Genomic DNA, 22,733 nt, shown 5'->3' on the forward strand with positions numbered 1-22,733 from the left:
GATTATAGGCAAGATCGTTGAACAAAGTCATCCAATGCCCTGCATTTCAATCACGAATTCTTTGAATGCGAGAAGGTAAGAGACTGGGGCTGATGACTTTCCCTCAGGACGCTTTAGGCAATGGACGAGCCCAGGGTCACAACAACTTTTGATGGCTCGTGCGTGCGCAGCATCGTCAATTATCATCCATCGCGCGTAGATGGCGCTGAACCAACAGCTCGCAAAGCGTTCCTTCTGATTGGCGATCAGAGGTGAAGCGTGAACCCTTCGGGCCTCATTGGCCGCCGCACGATTACTGGTCCGTGTCGCCTTATGTCACGACACTTTATCTGGTTTTCTGACGCTATTTGCGTCGTTTACATGTATCCCTTTACCAGGCTCTCGGCGATGAGGGTCCAGCCGTCGGCGATGACAAAAAACGCCAGCTTGAAGGGCAATGAGACAATGGCCGGAGGCACCATCATCATGCCCATGGACATCAGGATCGCCGCAACGACGAGGTCAATCACGAGAAATGGAAGAAAGACAAGAAAGCCGATCTGAAATGCGCGGGCTATCTCCGACAGCATGAAACTGGGGATCAGCACCGAAAGTGGGGCATCAGAACCAGCCACAGTAACGCTTGCTTCCGGTCTCAGCGCGGCCATGCTTGCAAAGGTCTCAGGGTCCACACGGCCCAACATGAATTGTCTGAAAGGAGCAATCACCATCTCGGTGGCGCGTTCAGGTGACAAGCGTTCTTCTAGGAGCGGTTCAATTCCGTTGGTCCAAGCCTCTGTAAATACCGGCTCCATTACAAAGTACGTAAGAAAGAGAGCAAGACTAACAATCAACATGTTGGGGGGTGATTGCTGAAGGCCGATCCCTTGCCGCAAGATCGACAGAACAGTGACGATGAATGGAAAACAAGTCACCATAATGGCAATCCCCGGAGCGAGGCTGAGCACGGTGATGAGCGCGATGATTTGAATTGTGCGCGCTGAAAGTGACGCGTCATCGCCGATGGATAGTGAAATCTCTTGTGCCAGTGCGGCGGGGGCATGCAACATGGCAAGGATTGCAGCCAATCCGAGAAGCAGAAGCGGTGACCTCATCCGAGGCCGTCCTGAAGATTGGCGACTTCGGTGACCCGCACGGCAATTTGACCTTGCTGATCACCGTCCAATTCTTCGAGTCGACCGCGTGCGACAAGGCGTTCTCCGACGTATAGCTCCACCATATCGTCGACACGACGATCCAGCACGAGAACCGCATTCTTGCCAAGTTTCAGGAGATCTCGAATTGACGGTCTGGCCTTGCCGACAGAGACCGTGATCTCGATTGGAACCGAAGAGAATGGATTTTGCAGATCAGAGGTGAAGCCCCCGCTGTCGTCTGGCCCGACGTCCATCATGCTACTGCCTTTCTATTTTCCATAAAGAACCCGGATATGGCCTGTTCAATCCCCTGCAGAACGCTCTGCATGTCCAAAGCATGCTCACGATCACCAAGACGCAAATAAACTTGGCCACTGGCCAGTGTTGGGTCCTCGGTGACCTCAATTGAGAGTTCGGGCAGATCTGCGCTCAGAGTTTGGAGGATCATCCGGTCATCTGGACCGGCCACGATTTTGACCTGTTGCCGCCCATGAGTCGCGATTAGGTCGGTCAGGATTTCTGTGATCCGCGGCGCCAACATGGCGTGGCTCAGTGCAGGTAACACAGAGGTTGTTATCTGTTGCAGAAGGGGATGCAGCATCGCCAAGATTTCGGCATGTGCCTCTTCGTAGGTAAAGCTGAAATCCTGAAGGTTTTGCACAAGGTCGGCCGTTATCCTGCGGCCGTCTTCGATCTGGGATTTAACACAATCGTCCCACCCCGCCCGATATCCCTTTTCAAAGGCTTCGAGGCGCTCTTCTTCAAGCAAGACATCCGTCAGGGTGATAGGTTTCCCTCTCGCGATTGATCCGAAATCATCCAAGAGATGCGCGATCGACATCACACTTTCTCCTCTTCGCCTTCAAGCCAGTTACGCAGGATCTCGACAGTTTCTTCCTGACGCTGACCAATAAGTGACCGCAAGCGAACGACCGGATCCTCAGGCGGGCCATCGATACGCGAGAGTGGCTGTCTGCTGCGATCAATAAGGGCTTTTTCGGATACGTCCGAAAGGCCGCTTTCGTCGATCTCTCCGTCATCGATCACTCCTGAAAGCGGCATGATTTCTGGCTGGGACGCAACTGCCAACCTCCCAATCTGGGATGAGGCCATGAGAGGCGGTCGAGAGAGAATAGGACGCAGAACGAAGAGACCGAGGATGAGAGCGACGATTGCCAAGACAAGAGATTGGACCAAAGTCATTACGTCAATCGCGAGGCGGTCTAAGAGGCTAGCTTCAACCAGAGTGCCACTTGGTTCTATCGGCTCGAATTGCAGGGTGCGGATCGTTACAACATCACCGCGCGCCTCATCAATACCCACGGCCGCCACCACCAGATCACGAAGTGCGGTCAACTCTTCTTCGGGACGTAGGGCAAAGCTGGGCGTGCCGGATGCGTCTAAAGTTGTGAGGCCGTTTATCAAGATTGCGACACTCATGCGTTTGATCGCGCCGGGTTGCTGGGTGATCTCGCGTTCCGTGCTTGAGACCTCGTAATTGATCCGTTCACGGGTCTCGGTATTTTCGCTGGCTGATGCACCATTGGCCGCCACATCCCCATCCGGCAAATTGGAGGCAACCGTCACATCGCTGCTTTGATCGTTAGACGTGTTTGCGCGCTCTTCGGTGTCGGTGTTGATTGTCACTGAGAACTGACCCGGCAACAGCAGAAATTGTCATTGAGAATTGACCCATGTGCAACCTTGCCCCGGCTTGAATCAGCTGGGGGCGCATGGAGTGATAGACATGGGATTTTTGAAAGTTATTCGGCGATGGGCGCTGCGAGAGAAGATGCCCATTCGCGAGATCGCGCGGCGGACTGGCGTGTCTCGCAACACGATCAAGAAGTATTTGCGGGAGGGGATTGTTGAACCTGCGTTTCAGGTGCCAGATCGCCCCAGCAAGTTGGACCCTTTTGCCAAGCATCTGACAGCATGGCTGACGACTGATCAGCGCAAATCACGCAAGGAACGCCGAACGGCGAAGCTGATGCACGCCGATCTTGTGAAGCTTGGATATGACGGTTCTTACGAGCGTGTTGCGGCCTTCGTGCGGGACTGGAAGGGTGAACGGCAGCGTGCGCATCACACGACGGATCGCGGGACTTTCGTGCCACTGGTGTTCGCGCCGGGTGAGGCTTTCCAGTTCGATTGGAGCGAGGACTGGGCCTATATCGGCGGTGAGCGCATCAAGCTGCAGGTTGCCCACATCAAGCTGTCACATAGCCGCGCGTTTCTGGTGCGGGCCTATCTGCTGCAAACACATGAGATGCTGTTTGATGCCCACTGGCATGCATTCCGCGTCTTCGAAGGCGTCCCTGGGCGCGGCATCTATGATAACATGAAGACAGCCGTCGACCGGGTTGGCGTCGGCAAACAGCGCGATGTGAATGCGCGGTTCCTGGCCATGACCAGCCACTACGTCTTCGATCCCGAGTTCTGCAATCCGGCGGCTGGTTGGGAGAAGGGTCACGTTGAGAAGAGCGTGCGTGATGCCCGACATCGCCTCTGGCAGTCGCTCCTGTCTTCCCAGACCTTGCTGCACTGAATGAATGGCTGGAAGACCGTTGCAAGCTGCTGTGGGCGGAGACGGCACATGGCGCACTGCCTGGCAGCATTGCTGATGTTTGGGGGGTCGAGAAGTCTGCCCTGATGCCCCTGCCCACGATGTTTGATGGCTTTGTCGAAGAGAGAAAGCGCGTATCGCCCACCTGCCTGATCACTTTCGATCGCAACCGCTATTCCGTGCCCGCCAGCTTTGCGAACCGGCCGGTGAGCCTGCGCATCTACCCCGAACGTCTGGTCGTTGTCGCCGAGGGGCATGTGATCTGCACGCATGAGCGGATCATTGAACGATCCCATCGTCAGCCAAGGCGCGTCATCTATGACTGGCGCCATTATCTGGCGGTCGTTCAGCGCAAACCCGGGGCGCTGCGCAATGGCGCGCCCTTCGTCGAAATGCCCGAACCCTTCCGCTTGCTGCAGGCGAAGATGCTACGACAGCCCGGCGGAGATCGAGAGATGGTCGATATCTTGTCACTGGTCTTGCATCACGATGAACAGGCGGTGCTCTGCGCAGTGGAATTGGCGTTAGAGGCCGGCGTGCCGACCAAAACCCATGTGCTGAATCTGCTCCACAGGCTGCTGGATGGCAAGCTGACTGACCAGCCAGACGTGAACCCTCCAGCCGCCTTGTCGCTGAGCCAGGAGCCCGAGGCCAACGTCGCGCGCTATGATGGGTTGCGCGCCCAGAAAGGAGTGCGCGATGCGTCATGATCCCGCAGGTGCTGCCATCGTCATCATGTGCGCAGCTGAAGATGCCAGGCATGGCGCAGGCTGTGCAGGATTTGCATGAGCAAGGATCGCCCGCATTTGAAGCCGCCATGCCGATCCTGTCGCAACTGCTCAAAGCGGAAATGGCCGAACGCGAGGTGCGCTCTATCGCCTATCACATGAAGGCGGCGCGCTTTCCGGCCTATAAAGACCTCTCTGGCTTCGACTTTGCCGCCAGCGAGATCCGTGAAGCCTTGGTCCGTCAACTTCATCGTTGTGAGTTTATGGACGCGGCTGAGAATGTGGTGCTGATCGGAGGTCCGGGGACAGGGAAATCACACGTTGCAACGGCTCTCGGCATTCAGGCCATCGAGCATCATCGTAAACGCGTGCGCTTCTTCTCAACCGTCGAACTGGTCAACGCGCTGGAGCAGGAAAAGGCTCACGGCAAGGCCGGGAAGATCGCCGAGGCGCTGGTCAAGACCGACTTGGTGATCCTGGACGAGCTGGGATATCTGCCGTTCAGCGCCTCTGGTGGCGCGCTGCTCTTCCATCTTCTGAGCAAACTCTATGAACGCACCAGCGTCATCATCACCACCAACCTGAGCTTCAGTGAATGGGCCAGCGTCTTTGGCGATGCCAAAATGACCACAGCGCTACTCGATCGTCTCACTCATCGCTGCCACATCCTCGAGACCGGCAATGACAGCTACCGCTTCAAGGCCAGCTCCGAAACGGCAAAGAAAAAGCGAAAGGAGGCAACAGCATTGACGCCATCATAATCAGCAGATCATAACGACTGGGTGGGTCAGATCTCGATGAAAATGCCGGGTCAGTTCTCAGTGACAATCAACACTGTCACAGAAAAATTAGCACATGCAATGACAGACATGGCACCCAATATTGACCTGAGCATTCTTGCTCGCGATCAACAATTAATTGAGCAAAGTGCCGATATCCGTGGGGCATTGAATGATCTCTTAAAGCAAACGGATCTTATTGACGTTCCTTGAAATGCAGGCGCTTGGTTACCGAATCTCAAGACTGATTGGCTAATAAGTATGCAACAACGGCATCACGCCCAGCCAATCAGGGGTTTCTTTTGAATGAGCAAGACGCTCCGAAGAGGTTGGATTGCATTCGGTGGCCAAATTCAGTGGATGCGGCACTATAGTATGTCCACACGCGGTCTGACCTTGATACCTGCACGAGTAATAGCTGTTCTCTGCGGCTTCGGCATGCTCGGACTGCCATCTGCAAGGGCATCGGTCTTGCATGATTGTGACAAGGCTGCGCAGCTTGCAGCTTCGGAAACTGGTGTGCCTCTGGCCGTGATGCGCGCAATCACGCGTGCAGAGACCGGTCGCAATGACGATGGTAGCCTGACGCCGTGGCCTTGGACGGTAAACATGAACGGCAAAGGCATTTGGTTCGACAGCAATGATGCCGCCGAAGCCTATGTTCAGGGAGAAATTCTTCGTGGGGCACGTAGCTTCGATGTGGGCTGCTTTCAGATCAACTACAAATGGCACGGGGCGGCCTTTCGGTCCATCCAACATATGTTAGACCCAGTCGAAAATGCGCGCTACGCCGCACAATTCCTTTGGGATCTGCATCTGGAAATGGGCGATTGGTCTCTGGCGGCAGGAGCCTATCATTCACGACATTCTGAAGTCGCTGGGGAGTACCGAAAACGGTTTGACCGCATTCTTGCCAATCTTCACGACATGTCAAACCCTGTGCCGGACATAGACGTCATATCTTGGACGCCAGAGCCAAAGTCTGCGGTTTCCGAGAACAGCTTTCCCCTTCTACACACGACCGGGTCAAGATCGCGGAACGGCTCACTGGTTCCGATCCCTGAAACCGAGGATCTGAGAACGTTCTTGGACCGCATCGCTTTCATCAGTTTCTAGGGTATGGGAACATTTTCCATTAAAGCGGTCTTTCAGCCAACGGTTCTCTTGGCTATCGCCCTTATGGCGGTCATTGTGATGATGATCCTACCTGTACCGGCTTGGATGCTGGATGTTGGCCTTGCTGCCTCATTTGCTCTCGCGATTTTGATCTTTACCGTAACGCTCTTTATTGATCGTCCATTGGATTTTTCGGCTTTCCCAACCATACTGTTGGCCTCGTTGATGCTACGCTTGGCGCTCAATGTTTCGTCAACCAAACTGATAATCGGCGAAGGCCATACTGGGACTTCTGCCGCAGGCGAAGTGATCGAAGGCTTTGCCAATTTCATCATTGGCGGAAATGTATTCCTTGGACTTGTCGTCTTTGCTGTTCTTCTGATTGTTAACTTTCTTGTGATCACAAAGGGCGCAGCACGCATGGCAGAGGTGGGTGCGCGCTTTGCTCTTGATGCCATGCCCGGAAAGCAGCTCGCCATCGACAGCGATATGTCGGCTGGTGCTATCAATCACCAAGAGGCGAAGGAGCGGCGTGAACGGGAGCAGCAGGAAACCACCTTTTTCGGATCGCTTGATGGGGCCTCGAAATTTGTCAAGGGTGACGCGGTTGCTGGTCTTATGATTACGCTTTTGAATCTTTTTGTCGGTCTCATCATCGGTATTGTGATGCATGACATGCCGATTGGTCAGGCGTTTGAGACCTACACGATCCTGACCATCGGCGATGGCCTCGTCACACAAATCCCGGCGGTCATCATCTCGATCGCCACGGCATTGCTCTTGGCGCGTGGTGGCAACAAGGGGGCCACAGATATTGCAATTGCAGAACAACTTGCACGGCATCCTGCCGCTCTTGCAACCGTTGCAGTGCTCATGGCGCTCTTTGCGCTTGTTCCCGGCCTTCCCTTTGTTCCCTTCATTCTTGGAAGTATCGGCTTGGGGACGGTGGCGACGGTTAGCTATCGGAGCGGCGCTCGCCTGAGTGCCCCTCATCACCAGGAACGCGATCCAATCATCGTACCGGAAAAATCGATGGGCGATATTCTCGAGCTTGATGATATACACGTCGAGTTTGCTCCAAATCTGGTTAACATGGTTCTTGATCCCGGCGTGGGGCTCGAAGCAAGAATTGCCAATATGCGACGGTTCATTGCGACAACCTATGGTGTGATCCTGTCCGATATCCGTCTAACCGATGACCCAGGGATGCCATCCGGAAGCTATGTCATCCGAATTCAAGGTGTCGAACAGGCCCGTGCCTTTCTGCGGGACAATCAACTTTTGGCGCTAGATCCCGAGCAGCATCCGGGTCTTCCACTCGGCGAGGCTATCATGGAACCGGTCTACGGAGCGCCTGCAAGATGGATTCCTGCCTCGGATCAAGATCGTGCGGCGCTTTCCGGGGTCACTCTTATTGCGCCTCCAGAAGTGCTTGCGACTCATCTTCTCGAGGTGATCCGACGCAACTTGAGCCGCCTGCTGACTATGAAGGCCATGAGACGCCTTCTTGATGAGATGGTATCCCTCACCGACAGAGGTCGCGCAGAGGCAAATCGAAAGCTTCTCGAAGACATGATCCCAGACCGGGTCGCACCAGATCTGTTGCACACGGTGCTCCGGCTTCTCTTGAAAGAACAGGTATCGATCAGAAATCTGCCACTCATTCTCGAGGCGATTGCTGAGGGTCGTCAGATTGTTACCCAACCCGAATTGATATGCGAGCATGTACGACAACGGCTCGGGTTTCAGATCGTTGCGGGCCTGCAACGCGCTGATGGAAGCTTGCCTCTAATCCAGCTTGCTCCAGATTGGGAAGAGACGTTTACCACATATCAGATCGACGGCGAACGGGGGCGAATGGATGTGGCCTTGCCTCCTGAGATGTTCAACACATTGACCTCAGCAGCGGCTGAGCAGCTACAGCAAGCCAGCGACAAGGGTGTGTCGCCCGCGATTGTGACCTCGACAGTGCGGCGTAGATTCTTGCGCACGATCCTGATGGCCAAGAATGTTGACGTCCCAGTGCTGTCCTTTGAAGAGATCGGAACTGGAGCTAAACCCGCATTGATCGGGGTGATACGAAGATGACTGACCTGACCCAATTCGTTGGAATTGCTCAGGAGGTGCTATGGCTTCATGCTCTTGTGTTTCTGCGCGTGGCCCCAATCATCGGGCTTCTGCCGGGCTTTGGCGAGCAGTCCGTTCCAATGCGGATAAAAGTGGTCCTTGTCTTCGCCTTTACGCTGATTGCGGCGCCCGCCATTGCACCTGATTTGCCAGATCATGTTCACGCACCATCTGCGCTCACAATTCTATCCGAGACTCTGGTGGGTTTGATTATAGGTATCGGCCTACGCCTTTTTCTGATGGCGCTTCAGATGGCGGGCTCCATTGCTGCGCAGTCGACGTCCTTGTCGCAGATTCTGGGTAACGCGAGTCTCACGCCGATGCCTTCCATCGGACATTTGCTTGCGACAGGCGGGGTTGCCTTGATGATGATCATGGACCTGCACGTGCGGGTGGCCGAGCTCATGATCCTAAGCTATCGAGTTTTTCCAGTTCAGGGTGTTTTCAAGGTTTCAGCGATAACGCAATGGGGTGTTTCGCAAATTGCGCATGCTTTTTCCCTAGGTTTTATGTTGGCTGCGCCATTTGTCTTGGTATCGGTGCTCTACAACTTGACGCTTGGCGTGATTAACCGGGCGATGCCGCAGATGATGGTCGCTTTCGTTGGGGCCCCTGCCATTACAGCACTTGCGCTCTTTGTTCTGATGTTGGTCGCCCCGGCTCTGCTGATGGCTTGGGCGCAGGCGTTTGCCGGCTTTATCGCCAATCCGTTCGGAGGGTAGCCGTGGCTGGCGAAGAGGACGAGAGCGAGAAGCCGCATGAGGCGTCCCAGAATAAGATGGACGAGGCCCGCAAGAAGGGGGAGATCGCACGCTCTGCTGATTTGAACACCGCTGGCTCATACGGAGGTCTCTTGCTTGCGCTTTTGGCGCTGGGAGGACCGGTATCTCAGACGACCGGCGCCAATCTCGCCGTGTTGCTTGGTCAACCACACGCCTTTGCTGATCTCCTGTTTCAAGGGGGCCACGCGTCTGCTGCTTTGGGGACGGTTCTGACAAAAGTTGCCTTGGCCGTTTCCGCGCTGTTTCTTCTTCCCGCAGCTGTGACCCTATTGACTGTGATCGCGCAGCGCGCATTCGTCATTGCCCCATCCAAGTTGGAGCCCAAACTTTCGCGTATCAATCCGATCGAGAATGCCAAGAACAAATTTGGCGCTTCAGGCCTTTTTGAGTTTGGCAAGAGCATTGCAAAGCTGTCGCTATATTGCATTCTGTTGGGACTGTTTCTGTCTTATCGCATGTCAGAAATGGTGGGTGCGCTGCATGCCGAGCCTGCCATGATCGGGGTTATGATTGGCCAACTGATCATCGAGTTTCTACTGGTCGTTCTCCTGATCACACTGGCGGTCGGCGCTGCAGATTTTACGTGGCAGTTTTTCGAGCACCTGCGCCGCCAACGAATGTCGCACATGGAATTGCGCGATGAATTCAAGCAGAATTACGGCGATCCCGCCGTGAAGCAGCAGCACCGTCGTCGCGGGATGGACATCGCCTCTCGGCAGATGATGGCGGAGGTGCCGGGGTCCGATGTGGTGATTGTCAATCCAACCCATTACGCAATAGCCCTGAAATGGAGCCGTGCGCCGGGCGCGGCGCCGATCTGTGTGGCCAAGGGTGTGGATCACATAGCCCTCGCGATCCGCGATCTCGCCTACGAGAGCGGCGTCCCCGTGCAGCAAGATCCCGCAACAGCCCGTGCTTTGCATGCCACGACTGAAATTGGCCAAGAAATTGATCCCACCTATTACGCCGCTGTCGCTGTCGCCATCCGATATGCCGAGGACATGCGGCGCAAGGCAAGGAGCTTTGGATGAAGTCTAATAGCTATTCTGAGTTGGTCTGCGTGACAGAAGCAATGTACCGTTCCGAGGCTGCCAGAATGCAAGCTCTCTTGGTCGACGAGCGGCGGTTGCGTGCAGAGTTGAGACAGATCGAAGAGGTTCGGTTTGCGGCCCGAGACGTGCCCGACAGTCGGCTGCAGGGCTATCGTGAGATTGGCGCTGACCTGACATGGCAAGGTTGGATTGGACGCAGCAAGGCGAACCTCCACGCAGATCTGGCCCGAGTGCTCGGACGCAAAGGACAGGTGAGTAATTTGTTACGCCGAGCCTATGGCAAGTATTTGGCGGCGACTGAGCTCTTGCAAGATCAGGATCGAGCATACGGCCAGCGATCTATGAAACAACAGCACGATCTGCTTGAGGAACTCGGCAGATTGAAAAGGGCGCAAGAGACTGCTGGCGATTAACCAAAACCGTGTGCCAGGGATCACGCAGGGTTAGACATCCTGCCGTGCGATTTCCGTAATCAAAACGCCGAGGACCGCATCGCCGAGAACATCGGTTGCGACGTCGAGAAGCGCAGAGCGCAGGACGTCCATATTCCTCGCCTGAGTGAACGCACCGTCAAATCCACCCATGTTTGCATGATCAAACAGGGCCTGCAGGAATACGTCCCTCAGCTTCGGTTCACGATCATAGACTTCCGCGCTTCGCCCCACTCCAGTTTCAACGCTCAGGGACATGACCATCAATGCGCTGATCATATTCTTGTCGACAACAGGAATGACGAACTGGTTGTTCAGTTTTACAATTTCAGTTGGGTCTTCTTGAGGCGACGCTTGCTCCGAGTGGTCCGGGTGTGCGGCGTCTGGGGCATGCGACGTGTCTGTACCCGGAGACTCCGGATCTGGCTTGAGAAAAATTCCCGCCCCGGCGCCCGCCGCGACTCCGATGGCAAGCAGGAGGATCGGTAGCAATTTTGCACTCATCGTTCGTTTCCTTTGAGAAAGAGTCAGAATGGTAAAATGGCGTCGAGAACTTGTTGGCCAATCCGGGGTTGCTGCACATCAGTGATCTGACCGCGCCCTCCGTAAGAAATCCGCGCGGCGGCAATCTTGTCATAGGTGATCTCATTCTGCCGTGAAATGTCCTCGGGGCGGACAAAGCCAGAGACCAGCAACTCGCGCAGTTCGAAGTTTACCCGCACCTCTTGTGATCCTTGGATTTCCAATACGCCGTTTTGGCAGGACCTGCATCACCGTGGCTGCTACCCTAAGGGTCAACTCTTCGCTCCGGCTGACCGACCCATCCCCGCCTGATTGGCTGGAAGAGCTTATGTCGACCGCAGACTCAAGGCTGGCCCCTTCAGGCAAGCTCCGATTGATCCGTTGTGGGAGGCCAAAAAGACCGGGGATTGCAAGGTCCTCAGTGCTTCCGCGGGAGCGCGATGTAGAGTTCGAGATTTCCGCCGCTTCGTCGATCTCTATCACGACTGTCATGATGTCGCCGCGCTGTGCCGCGCGCCTGTCGCCCAAAAGGGATTGCTTGCCCCCACTCCAGAGTGACGCGCGTTGGAACGGCGTGTCGTGCGGTGCCGTGAGAGGCAAGCCGGGATTAAGCATTGCAAGCTGCTCGGTGGAATTCATTGTTGGAGTGAAACTGGGAGGCTTGCCTATGTGATCCATACGGTCGCAGGCGGCAAGGAACGAAAGCAATCCGATTAGAATTGGATATCTAAGGTCAAGCATCGCCGCTCCTATCGTGAGACCAGGATGTGACCGGTCTGAGTGACACGGCCCGAGACAGTGGCGCGCGACGCAAGGTTCATCACGCGGACATAATCACCGACCCCTGCGCGCGAGAGAGAGCGGCCTTCCGTCTCGATTCTCAGGCCACTGTGTGCGTAAACCAGTGGCACGATCTGGTTGCGTTCGATGACGGTGGGCGGTCCCACGTCCACCGCCCGGATTTGACGCCCGGGATACAGAGCGACACGGACTTCCTGACCAATCAGATCGTGCAGCGTGACATCGGAGATGCCTTCGCCTGGTTTCAGTAAAAGATCGGCGGGGCCAAGAACCTCCTGAGCGCGGATCGTGCGGGTGGCCACGACCATATCGGCGAGAGCTGGGTTTGCGATTATAAGCATCAGAAAAGACGTGAGAAACCGCATCATCGTACCTGCGTTGTCGCGCTGAGCATCTGGTCTGCAGCGGTGATCACCTTGGCGTTCAACTCGTAACCACGCTGCGCCTCGATCAGTTCGGTAATCTCGCGCACCGGATCGACCGAGCTATCCTCGAGGTAGCCTTGGCGCAGGGTGCCAAGCCCGTCTTGTCCCGCGGTGGTGACATTTGCAGGACCAGAGGCCTCAGTTTCGACAAAGAGGTTGCTGCCGATCGCCTCAAGCCCCTTGGGATTGCTGAAACCCGCTAGATCCAATTGGCCAAGTTGTTGCGCCTCGGCATTGTCTTGAAAGAACGCGAATACTTCGCCTTCGGCGTTGATGGTGATACTGCGGGCATCCTCTGGGATGGTGATTTCAGGGGCGACAGGAAAGCCCTCGGAGTTGACGATAATCCCGTCAGCTGAGCGTTTGAGCGCGCCGTCACGGGTATATGCGGCCTGGCCAGAGGGCAAAGTGACCTCTAGATAGCCATTGCCTTCGATCGCCACGTCCAGATCGCCGTTGGTCTGCGAGAGTGATCCCTGAGCAAGTTGTACGGAAATCGCCGCAGGACGTACGCCAAGCCCAAGCTGCACACCGGTGGGCAGGACCGTGCCATCGGTGGCATTTATGGTGCCCGCGCGGGCCAGTTGCTGATAATGCAGATCAGCGAATTCGGCCCGTCGTGCATTGTAGCCGGTGGTGGACATATTGGCGAGGTTGTTCGAGATGGTCTCGACCCGCATCTGCTGGGCGGCCATGCCGGTTGCGGCGATCTTGAGGATATGCATGATGCGTTCCTTGGTTAACGGACAAGGGAGTCGAGCGCGGTCATCACCCGCTCGTTTTCAGAATCAAGAAAGCTCTGGCCCATCTCATAGGCGCGCTGGACCTCGATCATGCGGGCGATCTGGCCGATTGGATCGACATTGGCACCTTCGAGAAAGCCTTGGAGCACGCGACCGTCTTCGACCGGCTCAAAGCCGCCGTTGGTGCGGAACAAGACACCGTCCTCGCGGATCACGTCCAAGCTGTCGATCGGGCGCACGAGGCCAATCTGGGCCAGGGGGCGGCCATTATCGCTGAGCGTGCCATCCGGCGAGAGACCAATGCTCTTGGCGTCTGGTGGTACAAAGACTGGCGCGCCGCCCGCATCCAGAACGCGGAACCCGTCCGGCGTCACAAGATCACCCTGCGCAGAAAGCGTGAAAGCTCCCGCGCGTGTGAGGCGTTCGCCCGAAGGCGTTTCAATCAGAAAGAATCCCTCGCCCTCAATGGCCAGATCAAGCGTGCCGCCGGTCGGCCTCAACGGCCCTTGCACTGTCGAGGTCATCCGCACATTGCCCTGCGCCATCGAGAGAGACGGGCCACCCTCGGAACGCTTGACGAACTCGGAAAAAATCAGCCCCTCCTGACGGTAGCCGGTGGTCGCAGCATTGGCGATGTTGTTGGCGACCACCTGCAATTCGCGCAACAGGCCCGATTGCCGGGTGAGGGTCGTATAGCCTGCAGTTTCCAACTCAGCCTCCTGTAATGATCGGGATCAGCCGGTCCTGAAAGAACCTCACCAGCGTTTGTGTCATGAACCCCATGGTGACCCAGAACACGACGATGATGGCCCCGAGTTTGGGGACAAAGGTCAGCGTCAGTTCCTGAATCGAGGTGAGGGCCTGAAAGAGCCCGACAACGAGGCCCGCCAGAAGTGCAACGGTCAGGATCGGAAAGGATATGATCACTGAAATCCAAAGCGCCTCGCGCAATGTGTCAAAGAACAGAACCTCGTTGAGCATGGGATCACACCGGCATCCGTAGGATTTCCTGATATGCTTCCACCACTCGATCACGCACCGTGATCACAGCCTCGACCGCCAGTTCTGTTTGTGCCAGTGCCTGCACGAGACTATGGGGATCGGCTTTGCCGATCATGGCTGACTTGGCGACTTCCTCGCCCTCTTTGAGCGTTGCGGCAAAGTCCTTGGCGATGTTCTGAAATGCCGCTCCTCCGGTTCCCTGTCCAAGTGCCGGTTCTGTCGCGGTGCGTGTGGCGGTGTACTTTTGGGCGGCAGTCAGTGCTGTGATATCCATTCTGGCTCTCCTTTAACGGCGTAATAGGTCCATCAGCCCGGCAGACATTTGCCGGACTTGATCGAACATCTTGAGATTGGCCTCGTAGCTGCGCTGCGCCTCGCGCGCGTCGGCAATTTCGATCATCAAATCGACGGTCGACCCTTGATAATGGCCGGTTTCATCCGCGAGCGGATGACTGGGATCATAGATTTTCTGAAGCTCGCGCCTGTCGAGGTTGACGCGGCTCACCTCTACGGCACCAGTACCCTCCGATCCTGCAAAGGCCGTCTCGAAGGAAACGGTCTTTCGGCGGTATCCGGGGGTGTCGGCGTTGGCGATGTTTTCGGACACATGAACCAGTCGCTGTGCCTGAGCCTTGAGGCCACTGGCAGAAACTGAGAGGGCGTTGGAGAAATCGCTCATCCTGCGCTCCTATCGCCGCCCGATCGCCGTGCGCAGCACGGCGAGCGAAGACTTGTAGATCGCAAGCGCGCGGTCGTGTTGACGTTTGACATCGACCGCCCGCAGCATCTCAGTTTCAAGCGAGACAGAGTTGCCATTGGGGTCTTTGATCGCCGTTGGGTCTTCAGCCACGTCAAATCCGAGACGGTGATATTGTCCAAGAAGATGTCCGGTGCGGGTGGCACGGGAAACATGGGTCGTCTTGTCCGTCTCGTAGGACTCCGCAAAGGCGACGATATCTCGTGCGGCGTAATGCGGGGTATCGGCATTGGCCATGTTCTGTGACACGACAGCCTGACGCGCTCCGGCATGGCGGGCCATGGCATGGGCCATGCGAAAGATCTCAAGTTTTTCAAACATCGGGGCTTCTCCCTCGATTGGCTTCAACCAAGGCTTAACCCTGATTCCTTTAGAAATTGTTTTCAGGACATGATTGGAGCGTTCGATGATCAGACAGGACATGGCAGGCCTCCGGGCTGAAATATCGGCGTTGCGGCCGATGCGGATGATGGGCCGGGTCTCTGCGGTGCAAGGAAGTTCCTTGCAGATCAGCGGTTTGTCTGCCGAGGCCCGGCTCGGGGATCGGGTCGTGATCCAACGCCGATCGGACGGGGCATTGCACGGAGAGGTGATCCGGCTCGAGGCCGCGTCCCTAGTTGTGTTGCCCGATACCAGTCCGGATGGCGTGGCGCTCGGGGATCGGGTGATCTTGGGCCAAGAGAATTCCGTCGCACCGTCACACTCGTGGTTGGGCCGGATCATCGACCCGTTCGGGGAGCCACTTGATGGGCGACCGTTGTTGCGTGGGGCCAATATTCGGGCGTTGCGCGCTGACCCGCCAGCCCCTACGCGACGGCGCACGCTTGGCGCGCGTCTGGAAACCGGAATGGTGGCGTTCAATACCGTGCTGCCGATCGTTCGGGGGCAGCGCGTTGGATTATTTGCCGGATCAGGGGTGGGAAAATCCATGCTTCTGGGACATTTGGCGCGTCACATGCAGGCTGATGTCGTCGTGATCGCATTGATTGGAGAACGCGGGCGTGAGCTGCGGGAGTTCGTCGAGACTGTGCTGGGGCCGGAGGGCATGCGGCGTTCTGTGATCGTGGCCGCGACATCTGACCGCTCGCCGCTCATTCGCCGACGCTGCGCCTGGACCGCGATGGCGGTCGCGGAGTTCTTTCGTGACGAGGGGAAGCAGGTTTTGTTTCTTGCCGATTCGATTACTCGGTTTGCCGAAGCGCATCGAGAGGTCGCGACAGCGGCTGGTGAAATGCCTGCCCTGCGTGGGTTTCCATCATCGACAGCACATCTGATCATGTCGCTCTGTGAACGGGCGGGCCCAGGTGCCGAAAGTATGGGTGATATCACCGCTCTCTTGACGGTGCTGGTGGCGGGGTCTGACATGGACGAGCCGATTGCCGATATTCTGCGCGGAGTGCTGGATGGGCACGTGATCCTGGATCGTCAGATCGCCGAGCGGGGGCGATATCCTGCGATTGATCTATTGCGCTCCGTGTCGCGGAGCCTGCCGCGTGCTGCAAGTGACGAGGAGAATGCGTTGATCGCGCGCGCGCGCGCGCTACTGAGCAGCTATTCCCGCTCTGAGACCATGATCAGGGCCGGGCTCTATGCCGAGGGAAGCGATCCGGAATTGGATCAGGCGATTCGAATCTGGCCAGACCTAGACGGATTTCTCGCAGATAAAGAGGCGGTTTCGGTCAAGAACAGTTTTGCCCGCCTCGGTGTCATCCTGAGGCGGGCTGGAACGCCGGTTGTGCGGGCTTCGTCGCAGTGAAGGCGCTTAGGCGGTCATGTGCCGCGCCCGCGCGCCCCGCTCGATGGCCGCAGCATGGAGGCGGTCGATGTCGAGCTCGTAGCGGATTTCTTCGAGCAGGCGCAACTCGCGCTCATTGAGTGTCCCATCTGCGGCGGCCACATCGCAGGCGAGCGCGTAGGCGGTTTCGAACAGCCGCTCGGGAAGGTTTGCTCGCACAAGCCCAAAGAGCGCATCGAGCCCCTCTTCGACCGTGAAGAGATCGAGCACGGTCTGCGACATCACTCGGAGCCGGTCGAGGTCGTAATCGGCAAAGATCGGCAGGTTGTTCACCGTGCTCTCGATCTTGATGAGTTCTGCGGTGCGCATATCCTCATCCGAGGCCGAAACGGCGATCATCACCGCCACAAGGCAATCTTGCGGTGTGAGGGGATGTGGGATCGGATCAGACATCTGCGGGCCTTTCGCACGGGGCTATGTTGCGGCGCAGAATATTGACTGTTCGGTCCCCCGGCAATAGGTAGCGGCGATGCCTTGCCGGTGTTTCGGCCAAGGGAAACTGGAGAGTGACCAATGTCCGATCTGCGCGATGCCGCGATGAATTCGAAAGCCTGGCCTTTTGAAGAGGCGCGCCGCGTGCTCAAACGCTATGAAAAGGCCCCGCCGGAAAAGGGCTATGTGCTGTTTGAGACGGGTTACGGGCCGTCTGGCCTGCCGCATATTGGAACCTTTGGAGAGGTCCTGCGCACCACGATGATCCGGCGCGCGTTTGAGGTGATCAGCGATATTCCTACGCGTTTGATCTGCTTTTCCGACGATCTTGACGGGATGCGCAAGGTTCCGGGAAACGTGCCGAACCGCGAGATGCTCTTGGAGCACCTGCACAAGCCGTTGACGAGCGTCCCGGACCCCTTTGGCACGCATGAAAGCTTTGGTCATCACAACAATGCGATGCTGCGGCGGTTCCTCGATACGTTCGGCTTTGAGTATGAATTTTACTCAGCGACGGATTTCTATCGCTCTGGTCAGTTCGACGAAGTCCTGCTGCGCGCGGCAGAACGCTATGACGACATCATGAAAATCATGCTCAAGTCGTTGCGAGAAGAACGACAGCAGACCTATTCGATCTTTTTGCCGATCCATCCGGAAACTGGTCGCGTCCTCTATGTTCCGATGAAGGAGGTGAATGCCAAAGACGGCACCATCACCTTTGATGATGAGACAGGCCGTGAATGGACGCTGCCGGTGACAGGTGGCCACGTCAAGCTACAATGGAAACCTGATTTTGGTGCCCGATGGGCAGCCCTTGGCGTCGATTTTGAGATGTATGGCAAGGACCATTCGACCAATACGCCGATCTACGACGGCATCTGTCGGGCGCTCGGCGCGCCTGCGCCAGAACATTTCACGTATGAACTGTTTCTGGATGAAGGCGGGCAGAAGATTTCCAAGTCTTCCGGAAATGGTGTCTCGATCGACCAATGGCTGACCTATGCCGCGACCGAGAGTCTGTCCTATTTCATGTTTCAAAAGCCCAAGACCGCCAAGCGGATGCATTTTGACGTGATCCCCAAGGCCGTCGATGAATATCACCAGCAATTGCGCGCTTATGCGGATCAGACGCTGGACCAGCAGCTGGCTAACCCAGTTTGGCATATCCACGGCGGGGCTGTGCCAGAAAGCCGGATGGTCGTGCCATTCTCGATGCTTCTCAACCTCGCCTCGGTTTCGGCCGCGCGGGACAAGGAAACTCTCTGGGGCTTTATCCGTCGCTATGCGCCTGACGCAACGGCACAGACACATCCTGATCTCGACGCAGCGGCGGGGTATGCGGTCAAGTATTACGAGGATTTCGTCGCACCGGCCAAGACCTACCGCGCGCCCACGGATCTGGAGCGTGAGGCGCTGATGGATCTGCGCAACCACCTCGCCGCCTATGATGGCCCAGCTGAGGATGAGGCACTTCAATCCATCGTCTATTCGGTCGGACGTGATCGGTTCGATCCGCTGCGCGACTGGTTCAAGGCGCTCTACGAAGTGCTGCTCGGCGCGTCTCAGGGGCCACGGTTTGGGGGGTTCATTGCCCTCTATGGCGTGGCCGAGACTGTGACGCTCATCGACAAGGGGCTTGCGGGCGAGTTGTCGTAATCAGGATCGTTGCGCGGGTGGGATGCGCTTGCTACCCTTGCCGAAAAACAAAGGGGCGAGCGATGCGTACAATGACAGTTCTGATCGCATTGGCTGTGGCGGCCTGCGCCCAGACGATTTCGATGCCGGATGCCAGCGAAGGCGCGGTAATTTACAATGCCAATTGCGCACAATGCCATGGGGCATCAGGCAAGGGCGATGGTCCTTGGGCGACCGATCTGTCGCCGCGTCCTGCGGACCTGACACAGCTCTCCAAGGCCGGTGTCTTTCCGCGTGCGCGTGTTTTGTCGGTGATTGATGGCTATGACCGCACAGGTCTTCCGGGGCAGGAGATGCCCGAGTTCGGTCTCTTACTGGAAGGCGATACCGTACCCGTGGATGTGGGGGATGGTGTTTTCACTCCGACGCCACGACCGTTGGCTGCTCTTATGGCCTATCTTCAGAGCATTCAGGCTCAGTAACGCAGAATGTGACTGACCAGAGGGCGATCAGTCACATTCTTCGATCTCACTTACCTTTAGGCATTTGGCAGAATAACGATCTCGACCCGGCGATTCTGCGCCTTGCCTTGGGGCGTCAGATTCGAGGCGACCGGTTGATCTTCGCCTCGACCGAATGCCCGGAGCCGGCCATAGGACACGCCCCCGCTCGCCAGGACATCCGCAACGGCGTTGGCGCGACGCTCTGACAGGCTCTGGTTATAGCTGGCGGCACCGTCGCTGTCGGTGTGGCCCACGACCTGCACTGTCGTATCGGGATAGGCTTGGAGGCTTTGAGCCACTTTGAGGAGGTCATCTCTCAGGACGGATGCCACGGTAAAGCTATCGACCGGGAACAGGATATCCTGTGGCATTGTGAGGATTAGGCGATCCCCTGTGTTGACGATCTGGACGTCATTGTCGAGTTGTTGGCGCAGTTCCGCCTCTTGGCGGTCGAGTGCATTGCCGATGGTGGCACCGCCTGCTGCGCCAAGAATACCACCGATCAGCGCGCCTTTTCCTTTGTCGTCGCTGACAATCGCACCTGTGCCAGCACCAATGATACCACCAAGGATGGCTCCCTGCTTCGTCTTTTGGTTGGTATTGTTACCGGTGACATAGCCTGGTTCGGTGCAAGCCGCAGCCAGAAAAAGGGATGCGCCTGAGAGCAGCAGAAGGGATTTTTTCGCTCGGATCATTGGATGTTCGCCTCTTTGATTACACTGGCCCTAGGTTTCGGGTGTTGGGCGATGATATGCAATAACATGAGCTCACCCAAGATCAAACGAGGGGAAAACGGGCGGGAAGTCGCGCAGATTTCCGCCTACACGTCGGCTCTGGCACTCTCCCATGCGAGAATGGCGCGTTTGACCGGCAAGCCCCAATGATAGCCGCCAAGTGCGCCGGATTTGCGCAACGCACGGTGGCACGGGATGAGAAAGCTGACAGGGTTGCGTCCCACCGCAGTCCCCACAGCACGTACCGCACGCGGATGGCCGACGGCAGATGCGATTTCTGAATAGGTGGTTACATGGCCTGATGGTATTTGAAGAAGGGCCTCCCACACCTTGATCTGAAAGGGCGCGCCGATCATGTGCAACGCGGCCTCTCCCTTGCCCCCAAAAGCTGCGTGAACCCACGCTGCGATCCGGTCAGGGGCTTCGTTGTAGATTGCATTCGGCCAGCGAGACTGCATATCGCTCATTGTGACCGTCCGACCGAATTCCCCGACAAAGGCCAGACCGCAGAGTCCACGCTCGGTGCCCATAGCGAGGGCTTCGCCAAATGGGCTGTCGAACCAGCCGAAATTGATCGTCACCCCGGAGCCCTGACGGGCGAACTCACCGGGGCTCATCGCTTCCCACCGCAAGAACAGATCGTGCAGCCGCCCCGACCCCGAAAGCCCTGCTGCATCAGCCGCTTCAAGTGTGGTAAAGCGCTGTGCCAGCATTTCCTTGGCATGGCCAAGCATCAGATACTGTTGATAGCGTTTTGGAGAAACGCCGACCCACTGTGAGAAAAGTCGTTGAAAATGGGCCGCACTCATGCCCATTTCCCGTGACAATTCTTCCAGCGTCAGCGTCTCCCCGCCGCTATCAATCAACGCGATGGCGCGTCGCATGACGTGATAATGATAGCTGGGTTCGGAATGAGCGGTCATGTTGGTGTTCCTGTCGTTTCACCCTCAAGATAAAGCGGTGGACCAGAGCATGCGACCCGAATGTTGCGCATCCGTATTTTTCCCGGCATAGAGCAGCCATGGCAGGCCAACTCGATTACCACGCGATGTGCGAAATATTTACCCGGTTTCAGGCCGCAGAGCCTGAGCCTATGGGTGAGTTGGACCATGTCAATGCTTATACCCTCGTCGTGGCTGTGGCGTTGTCGGCGCAGGCGACGGATGTGGGGGTGAACCGCGCCACGCGGGATCTCTTCAAGATCGCCGACACGCCCCAAAAGATGCTGGATTTGGGCGAAGAGGGGCTGATCCAGCATATCAAGACCATTGGTCTTTATCGCAATAAGGCCAAGCATGTGATGAAACTCAGCCGTATCCTTGTTGAGGACTATGGCGGCTGCGTACCCAATTCCCGCGCCGCGCTACAATCGTTGCCGGGCGTCGGGCGCAAAACGGCCAATGTGGTGCTCAACATGTGGTGGCACTATCCGGCGCAGGCCGTTGATACGCATATTTTCCGCGTAGGCAACCGCAGCGGCATCGGTCCGGGTCGCGATGTGGTCGCCGTCGAACGCGCCATCGAAGACAACGTACCAGTGGGTTTTCAGCGCCACGCGCATCACTGGCTCATCCTGCATGGGCGCTATACCTGCAAAGCACGCAAACCCGCCTGCGGCACGTGCCTTATTCGTGATCTCTGCTTATTCGAGGACAAGACCCTATGACCAAATATCAGGCCGTCGGCATCGGCAATGCCGTGGTGGACGTGATCAGCCAATGCGATGACACCTTTCTGGAGCGCCTAGGTGTCGACAAGGGCGTGATGCAATTGATCGAGACCGAGCGCGCCGAGTTTCTTTATGAAAACATGGCCGACCGGCGGCAGATGCCGGGGGGTTCGGTCGCCAATACCATCGCGGGACTGGGCGCGCTTGGCCTCTCGACCGGGTTTATCGGACGGGTCAGCGATGACGAGCTGGGGCGCTACTATGCGGCGGCCATGGCCGAGGTCGGCACCGATTTCGTCAACCCGCCGCGGAGCAATGGCGCGCTGCCCACTTCACGCTCGATGATCTTTGTGTCGCCCGACGGCGAGCGGTCGATGAACACCTATTTGGGTATCTCGACCGAACTCGACGATGCGGATGTGCCCGAGGCGGCGGCCGGGCAGGCAGAGCTTTTGTTCCTTGAGGGCTATCTCTTTGACAAGCCCAAGGGCAAGGCGGCGTTTCAAGCGGCGGCGCGGGCCGCACGGGCAGGTGGCGGCAAGGCCGGGATCACCCTCTCTGACCCGTTCTGCGTCAATCGCCACCGCGACGATTTCCGGGGTCTCTTGCGCGAGTTGGACTACGTGATCGGCAACGAGCATGAATGGTGCGCGCTTTATGAGACCGAGGATCTGGGGGCGGCGCTGGAACAGGCGGCATCTGAGAGCGGGCTGATTGTCTGCACCCGATCGGGCCATGATGTCGTGCTTGTGCAAGGCGATGAGACCGTCACCGTGCCGGTGCACCGCGTGACCCCGGTTGATACGACCGGCGCGGGCGATCAGTTTGCCGCGGGCCTGCTCTACGGCCTGGCGACCGGCCAGTCCTTGGCCGTGGCCGGCCGTATGGGCTGCATCGCCGCCGCCGAGGTGATCGGCCATTACGGCGCGCGGCCCGAGGCGGACGTCAAGGCGCTCTTTGCGGCAGAAGGGCTGATCTGAGGCGTTTGTCTACTCAAC

Annotated in this window: 27 protein-coding genes and 2 pseudogenes; 13 read left to right on the forward strand and 16 right to left on the reverse strand. The window is 57.2% G+C overall.

Going from position 1 to position 22,733, the window contains the following annotated elements:
• Window positions 1–356 precede the first annotated feature (356 nt).
• From fliP to ROS217_RS07790, 4 genes are read right to left on the reverse strand one after another with little or no spacing between them, the layout of a single operon-like run.
• The gene (gene fliP, locus ROS217_RS07775) at window positions 357–1,094 is read right to left on the reverse strand and encodes a flagellar type III secretion system pore protein FliP (RefSeq protein ID WP_009817157.1); all 738 of its coding nucleotides are present in this window, start codon (window positions 1,092–1,094) and stop codon (window positions 357–359) included.
• A complete protein-coding gene (locus tag ROS217_RS07780) occupies window positions 1,091–1,393 on the reverse strand; it encodes a FliM/FliN family flagellar motor switch protein (protein WP_009817158.1) in 303 nt (100 codons plus the stop codon). Before ROS217_RS07780 ends, fliP begins: the two co-directional genes overlap by 4 nt.
• Window positions 1,390–1,977, reverse strand: a complete 588-nt coding sequence (locus ROS217_RS07785) for a FliH/SctL family protein (protein WP_009817159.1) — start codon at window positions 1,975–1,977, stop codon at window positions 1,390–1,392. The genes ROS217_RS07780 and ROS217_RS07785 overlap by 4 nt, the downstream gene beginning before the upstream one ends.
• Window positions 1,977–2,783, reverse strand: coding sequence for a flagellar M-ring protein FliF C-terminal domain-containing protein (locus tag ROS217_RS07790; protein WP_009817160.1), 807 nt, complete (start codon window positions 2,781–2,783; stop codon window positions 1,977–1,979). The genes ROS217_RS07785 and ROS217_RS07790 overlap by 1 nt, the downstream gene beginning before the upstream one ends.
• 100 nt (window positions 2,784–2,883) lie before the next feature.
• Here ROS217_RS07790 and istA point away from each other — a divergent pair.
• The 8 genes and pseudogenes from istA to ROS217_RS07830 all read left to right on the forward strand — a co-directional run bounded on the left by istA (window position 2,884) and on the right by ROS217_RS07830 (window position 10,699).
• Window positions 2,884–4,412, forward strand: a pseudogene (gene istA / locus ROS217_RS07795) (IS21 family transposase).
• Window positions 4,409–5,191, forward strand: a complete 783-nt coding sequence (gene istB / locus ROS217_RS07800; protein WP_009817163.1) for an IS21-like element helper ATPase IstB — start codon at window positions 4,409–4,411, stop codon at window positions 5,189–5,191. The pseudogene istA and the gene istB overlap by 4 nt, the downstream one beginning before the upstream one ends.
• A gap of 36 nt (window positions 5,192–5,227) precedes the next feature.
• Window positions 5,228–5,422, forward strand: a complete 195-nt coding sequence (locus ROS217_RS07805) for a hypothetical protein (RefSeq protein WP_157046566.1) — start codon at window positions 5,228–5,230, stop codon at window positions 5,420–5,422.
• Between the two features lie 93 nt (window positions 5,423–5,515).
• Window positions 5,516–6,325, forward strand: coding sequence for a transglycosylase SLT domain-containing protein (locus ROS217_RS07810; RefSeq protein ID WP_368072244.1), 810 nt, complete (start codon window positions 5,516–5,518; stop codon window positions 6,323–6,325).
• A gap of 3 nt (window positions 6,326–6,328) precedes the next feature.
• Window positions 6,329–8,413 (forward strand): flagellar biosynthesis protein FlhA, encoded by a 2,085-nt coding sequence (gene flhA / locus ROS217_RS07815; RefSeq protein ID WP_040650443.1) that lies wholly within the window; start codon window positions 6,329–6,331, stop codon window positions 8,411–8,413.
• The gene (locus ROS217_RS07820) at window positions 8,410–9,174 is read left to right on the forward strand and encodes a flagellar biosynthetic protein FliR (RefSeq protein ID WP_009817167.1); all 765 of its coding nucleotides are present in this window, start codon (window positions 8,410–8,412) and stop codon (window positions 9,172–9,174) included. The genes flhA and ROS217_RS07820 overlap by 4 nt, the downstream gene beginning before the upstream one ends.
• A 2-nt stretch (window positions 9,175–9,176) precedes the next feature.
• Window positions 9,177–10,265 carry an EscU/YscU/HrcU family type III secretion system export apparatus switch protein gene (locus ROS217_RS07825; RefSeq protein ID WP_009817168.1) on the forward strand — a complete coding sequence of 363 codons (1,089 nt, stop codon included), beginning with the start codon at window positions 9,177–9,179 and terminating at the stop codon, window positions 10,263–10,265.
• A complete protein-coding gene (locus tag ROS217_RS07830) occupies window positions 10,262–10,699 on the forward strand; it encodes a hypothetical protein (RefSeq protein WP_157046567.1) in 438 nt (145 codons plus the stop codon). Before ROS217_RS07825 ends, ROS217_RS07830 begins: the two co-directional genes overlap by 4 nt.
• 30 nt (window positions 10,700–10,729) lie before the next feature.
• Here the strand turns inward: ROS217_RS07830 and ROS217_RS07835 are convergent, their stop codons facing one another.
• The 9 genes and pseudogenes from ROS217_RS07835 to ROS217_RS07875 all read right to left on the reverse strand — a co-directional run bounded on the left by ROS217_RS07835 (window position 10,730) and on the right by ROS217_RS07875 (window position 15,288).
• Window positions 10,730–11,221 carry a hypothetical protein gene (locus tag ROS217_RS07835; RefSeq protein WP_009817170.1) on the reverse strand — a complete coding sequence of 164 codons (492 nt, stop codon included), beginning with the start codon at window positions 11,219–11,221 and terminating at the stop codon, window positions 10,730–10,732.
• A gap of 23 nt (window positions 11,222–11,244) precedes the next feature.
• Window positions 11,245–11,980 (reverse strand): annotated as a pseudogene (gene flgH, locus ROS217_RS07840) (flagellar basal body L-ring protein FlgH).
• An 8-nt stretch (window positions 11,981–11,988) separates the two neighbouring features.
• On the reverse strand, window positions 11,989–12,408 hold the full coding sequence (gene flgA, locus ROS217_RS07845; RefSeq protein ID WP_009817172.1) for a flagellar basal body P-ring formation chaperone FlgA: 420 nt from the start codon (window positions 12,406–12,408) through the stop codon (window positions 11,989–11,991).
• Window positions 12,405–13,190, reverse strand: a complete 786-nt coding sequence (flgG, locus tag ROS217_RS07850) for a flagellar basal-body rod protein FlgG (RefSeq protein ID WP_009817173.1) — start codon at window positions 13,188–13,190, stop codon at window positions 12,405–12,407. Before flgG ends, flgA begins: the two co-directional genes overlap by 4 nt.
• A 14-nt stretch (window positions 13,191–13,204) precedes the next feature.
• Window positions 13,205–13,918 carry a flagellar hook-basal body complex protein gene (locus ROS217_RS07855; RefSeq protein ID WP_009817174.1) on the reverse strand — a complete coding sequence of 238 codons (714 nt, stop codon included), beginning with the start codon at window positions 13,916–13,918 and terminating at the stop codon, window positions 13,205–13,207.
• 1 nt (window position 13,919) lies between these two features.
• The gene (locus ROS217_RS07860; RefSeq protein WP_009817175.1) at window positions 13,920–14,189 is read right to left on the reverse strand and encodes a flagellar biosynthetic protein FliQ; all 270 of its coding nucleotides are present in this window, start codon (window positions 14,187–14,189) and stop codon (window positions 13,920–13,922) included.
• Window positions 14,190–14,193: 4 nt separating this feature from the next.
• Complete coding sequence (fliE, locus tag ROS217_RS07865) at window positions 14,194–14,484, reverse strand: flagellar hook-basal body complex protein FliE (protein ID WP_009817176.1); 291 nt, start codon at window positions 14,482–14,484, stop codon at window positions 14,194–14,196.
• Between the two features lie 12 nt (window positions 14,485–14,496).
• Entirely contained in the window at window positions 14,497–14,889 is a 393-nt protein-coding gene (gene flgC / locus ROS217_RS07870) for a flagellar basal body rod protein FlgC (protein WP_009817177.1), read from the reverse strand.
• Window positions 14,890–14,898: 9 nt separating this feature from the next.
• A complete protein-coding gene (locus tag ROS217_RS07875; protein WP_040650444.1) occupies window positions 14,899–15,288 on the reverse strand; it encodes a FlgB family protein in 390 nt (129 codons plus the stop codon).
• A gap of 85 nt (window positions 15,289–15,373) precedes the next feature.
• On the opposite strand from ROS217_RS07875, the gene ROS217_RS07880 reads away from it, so the two are divergent.
• Entirely contained in the window at window positions 15,374–16,723 is a 1,350-nt protein-coding gene (locus ROS217_RS07880) for a FliI/YscN family ATPase (RefSeq protein WP_198134875.1), read from the forward strand.
• 6 nt (window positions 16,724–16,729) lie between these two features.
• Here ROS217_RS07880 and ROS217_RS07885 read toward each other — a convergent pair whose 3' ends face one another.
• Window positions 16,730–17,155 carry a tellurite resistance TerB family protein gene (locus tag ROS217_RS07885; protein ID WP_009817180.1) on the reverse strand — a complete coding sequence of 142 codons (426 nt, stop codon included), beginning with the start codon at window positions 17,153–17,155 and terminating at the stop codon, window positions 16,730–16,732.
• Window positions 17,156–17,275: 120 nt separating this feature from the next.
• Here ROS217_RS07885 and ROS217_RS07890 point away from each other — a divergent pair, with 120 nt between their 5' ends.
• Entirely contained in the window at window positions 17,276–18,850 is a 1,575-nt protein-coding gene (locus ROS217_RS07890) for a lysine--tRNA ligase (RefSeq protein WP_009817181.1), read from the forward strand.
• 71 nt (window positions 18,851–18,921) lie between these two features.
• Window positions 18,922–19,311, forward strand: a complete 390-nt coding sequence (locus ROS217_RS07895) for a c-type cytochrome (protein WP_009817182.1) — start codon at window positions 18,922–18,924, stop codon at window positions 19,309–19,311.
• 56 nt (window positions 19,312–19,367) lie between these two features.
• Here ROS217_RS07895 and ROS217_RS07900 read toward each other — a convergent pair whose 3' ends face one another.
• Both ROS217_RS07900 and ROS217_RS07905 read right to left on the reverse strand, forming a co-directional pair.
• Window positions 19,368–20,027, reverse strand: a complete 660-nt coding sequence (locus ROS217_RS07900) for an OmpA family protein (RefSeq protein WP_009817183.1) — start codon at window positions 20,025–20,027, stop codon at window positions 19,368–19,370.
• A gap of 125 nt (window positions 20,028–20,152) precedes the next feature.
• Window positions 20,153–20,989, reverse strand: coding sequence for a methylated-DNA--[protein]-cysteine S-methyltransferase (locus ROS217_RS07905; protein WP_009817184.1), 837 nt, complete (start codon window positions 20,987–20,989; stop codon window positions 20,153–20,155).
• Window positions 20,990–21,087: 98 nt separating this feature from the next.
• Here ROS217_RS07905 and nth point away from each other — a divergent pair, with 98 nt between their 5' ends.
• Window positions 21,088–21,732: an endonuclease III gene (gene nth, locus ROS217_RS07910; protein ID WP_009817185.1), complete on the forward strand. Its 645-nt coding sequence runs from the start codon at window positions 21,088–21,090 to the stop codon at window positions 21,730–21,732.
• Window positions 21,729–22,715 (forward strand): adenosine kinase, encoded by a 987-nt coding sequence (locus ROS217_RS07915; protein WP_009817186.1) that lies wholly within the window; start codon window positions 21,729–21,731, stop codon window positions 22,713–22,715. The genes nth and ROS217_RS07915 overlap by 4 nt, the downstream gene beginning before the upstream one ends.
• Window positions 22,716–22,733: the final 18 nt, after the last annotated feature.

Origin of the sequence: Roseovarius sp. 217, from assembly GCF_000152845.1 — a bacterium.
Classification (GTDB): domain Bacteria; phylum Pseudomonadota; class Alphaproteobacteria; order Rhodobacterales; family Rhodobacteraceae; genus Roseovarius.

Excerpts from the sequence above, each read along its gene's own strand:
- ROS217_RS07905 (WP_009817184.1), bottom strand. The coding sequence starts at position 20,989 with ATGACCGCTCATTCCGAACCCAGCTATCATTATCACGTCATGCGACGC.
- flgC (WP_009817177.1), bottom strand. The coding sequence starts at position 14,889 with ATGAGCGATTTCTCCAACGCCCTCTCAGTTTCTGCCAGTGGCCTCAAG.
- istB (WP_009817163.1), top strand. The coding sequence starts at position 4,409 with ATGATCCCGCAGGTGCTGCCATCGTCATCATGTGCGCAGCTGAAGATG.
- ROS217_RS07820 (WP_009817167.1), top strand. The coding sequence starts at position 8,410 with ATGACTGACCTGACCCAATTCGTTGGAATTGCTCAGGAGGTGCTATGG.
- ROS217_RS07890 (WP_009817181.1), top strand. The coding sequence starts at position 17,276 with ATGTCCGATCTGCGCGATGCCGCGATGAATTCGAAAGCCTGGCCTTTT.
- ROS217_RS07895 (WP_009817182.1), top strand. The coding sequence starts at position 18,922 with ATGACAGTTCTGATCGCATTGGCTGTGGCGGCCTGCGCCCAGACGATT.
- flgG (WP_009817173.1), bottom strand. The coding sequence starts at position 13,190 with ATGCATATCCTCAAGATCGCCGCAACCGGCATGGCCGCCCAGCAGATG.
- fliE (WP_009817176.1), bottom strand. The coding sequence starts at position 14,484 with ATGGATATCACAGCACTGACTGCCGCCCAAAAGTACACCGCCACACGC.
- ROS217_RS07810 (WP_368072244.1), top strand. The coding sequence starts at position 5,516 with ATGAGCAAGACGCTCCGAAGAGGTTGGATTGCATTCGGTGGCCAAATT.
- ROS217_RS07835 (WP_009817170.1), bottom strand. The coding sequence starts at position 11,221 with ATGAGTGCAAAATTGCTACCGATCCTCCTGCTTGCCATCGGAGTCGCG.
- ROS217_RS07900 (WP_009817183.1), bottom strand. The coding sequence starts at position 20,027 with ATGATCCGAGCGAAAAAATCCCTTCTGCTGCTCTCAGGCGCATCCCTT.
- ROS217_RS07780 (WP_009817158.1), bottom strand. The coding sequence starts at position 1,393 with ATGATGGACGTCGGGCCAGACGACAGCGGGGGCTTCACCTCTGATCTG.
- ROS217_RS07785 (WP_009817159.1), bottom strand. The coding sequence starts at position 1,977 with ATGTCGATCGCGCATCTCTTGGATGATTTCGGATCAATCGCGAGAGGG.
- flgA (WP_009817172.1), bottom strand. The coding sequence starts at position 12,408 with ATGATGCGGTTTCTCACGTCTTTTCTGATGCTTATAATCGCAAACCCA.
- ROS217_RS07880 (WP_198134875.1), top strand. The coding sequence starts at position 15,374 with ATGATCAGACAGGACATGGCAGGCCTCCGGGCTGAAATATCGGCGTTG.
- ROS217_RS07830 (WP_157046567.1), top strand. The coding sequence starts at position 10,262 with ATGAAGTCTAATAGCTATTCTGAGTTGGTCTGCGTGACAGAAGCAATG.
- fliP (WP_009817157.1), bottom strand. The coding sequence starts at position 1,094 with ATGAGGTCACCGCTTCTGCTTCTCGGATTGGCTGCAATCCTTGCCATG.
- ROS217_RS07860 (WP_009817175.1), bottom strand. The coding sequence starts at position 14,189 with ATGCTCAACGAGGTTCTGTTCTTTGACACATTGCGCGAGGCGCTTTGG.
- ROS217_RS07875 (WP_040650444.1), bottom strand. The coding sequence starts at position 15,288 with ATGTTTGAAAAACTTGAGATCTTTCGCATGGCCCATGCCATGGCCCGC.
- nth (WP_009817185.1), top strand. The coding sequence starts at position 21,088 with ATGGCAGGCCAACTCGATTACCACGCGATGTGCGAAATATTTACCCGG.
- flhA (WP_040650443.1), top strand. The coding sequence starts at position 6,329 with ATGGGAACATTTTCCATTAAAGCGGTCTTTCAGCCAACGGTTCTCTTG.
- ROS217_RS07805 (WP_157046566.1), top strand. The coding sequence starts at position 5,228 with ATGAAAATGCCGGGTCAGTTCTCAGTGACAATCAACACTGTCACAGAA.
- ROS217_RS07915 (WP_009817186.1), top strand. The coding sequence starts at position 21,729 with ATGACCAAATATCAGGCCGTCGGCATCGGCAATGCCGTGGTGGACGTG.
- ROS217_RS07885 (WP_009817180.1), bottom strand. The coding sequence starts at position 17,155 with ATGTCTGATCCGATCCCACATCCCCTCACACCGCAAGATTGCCTTGTG.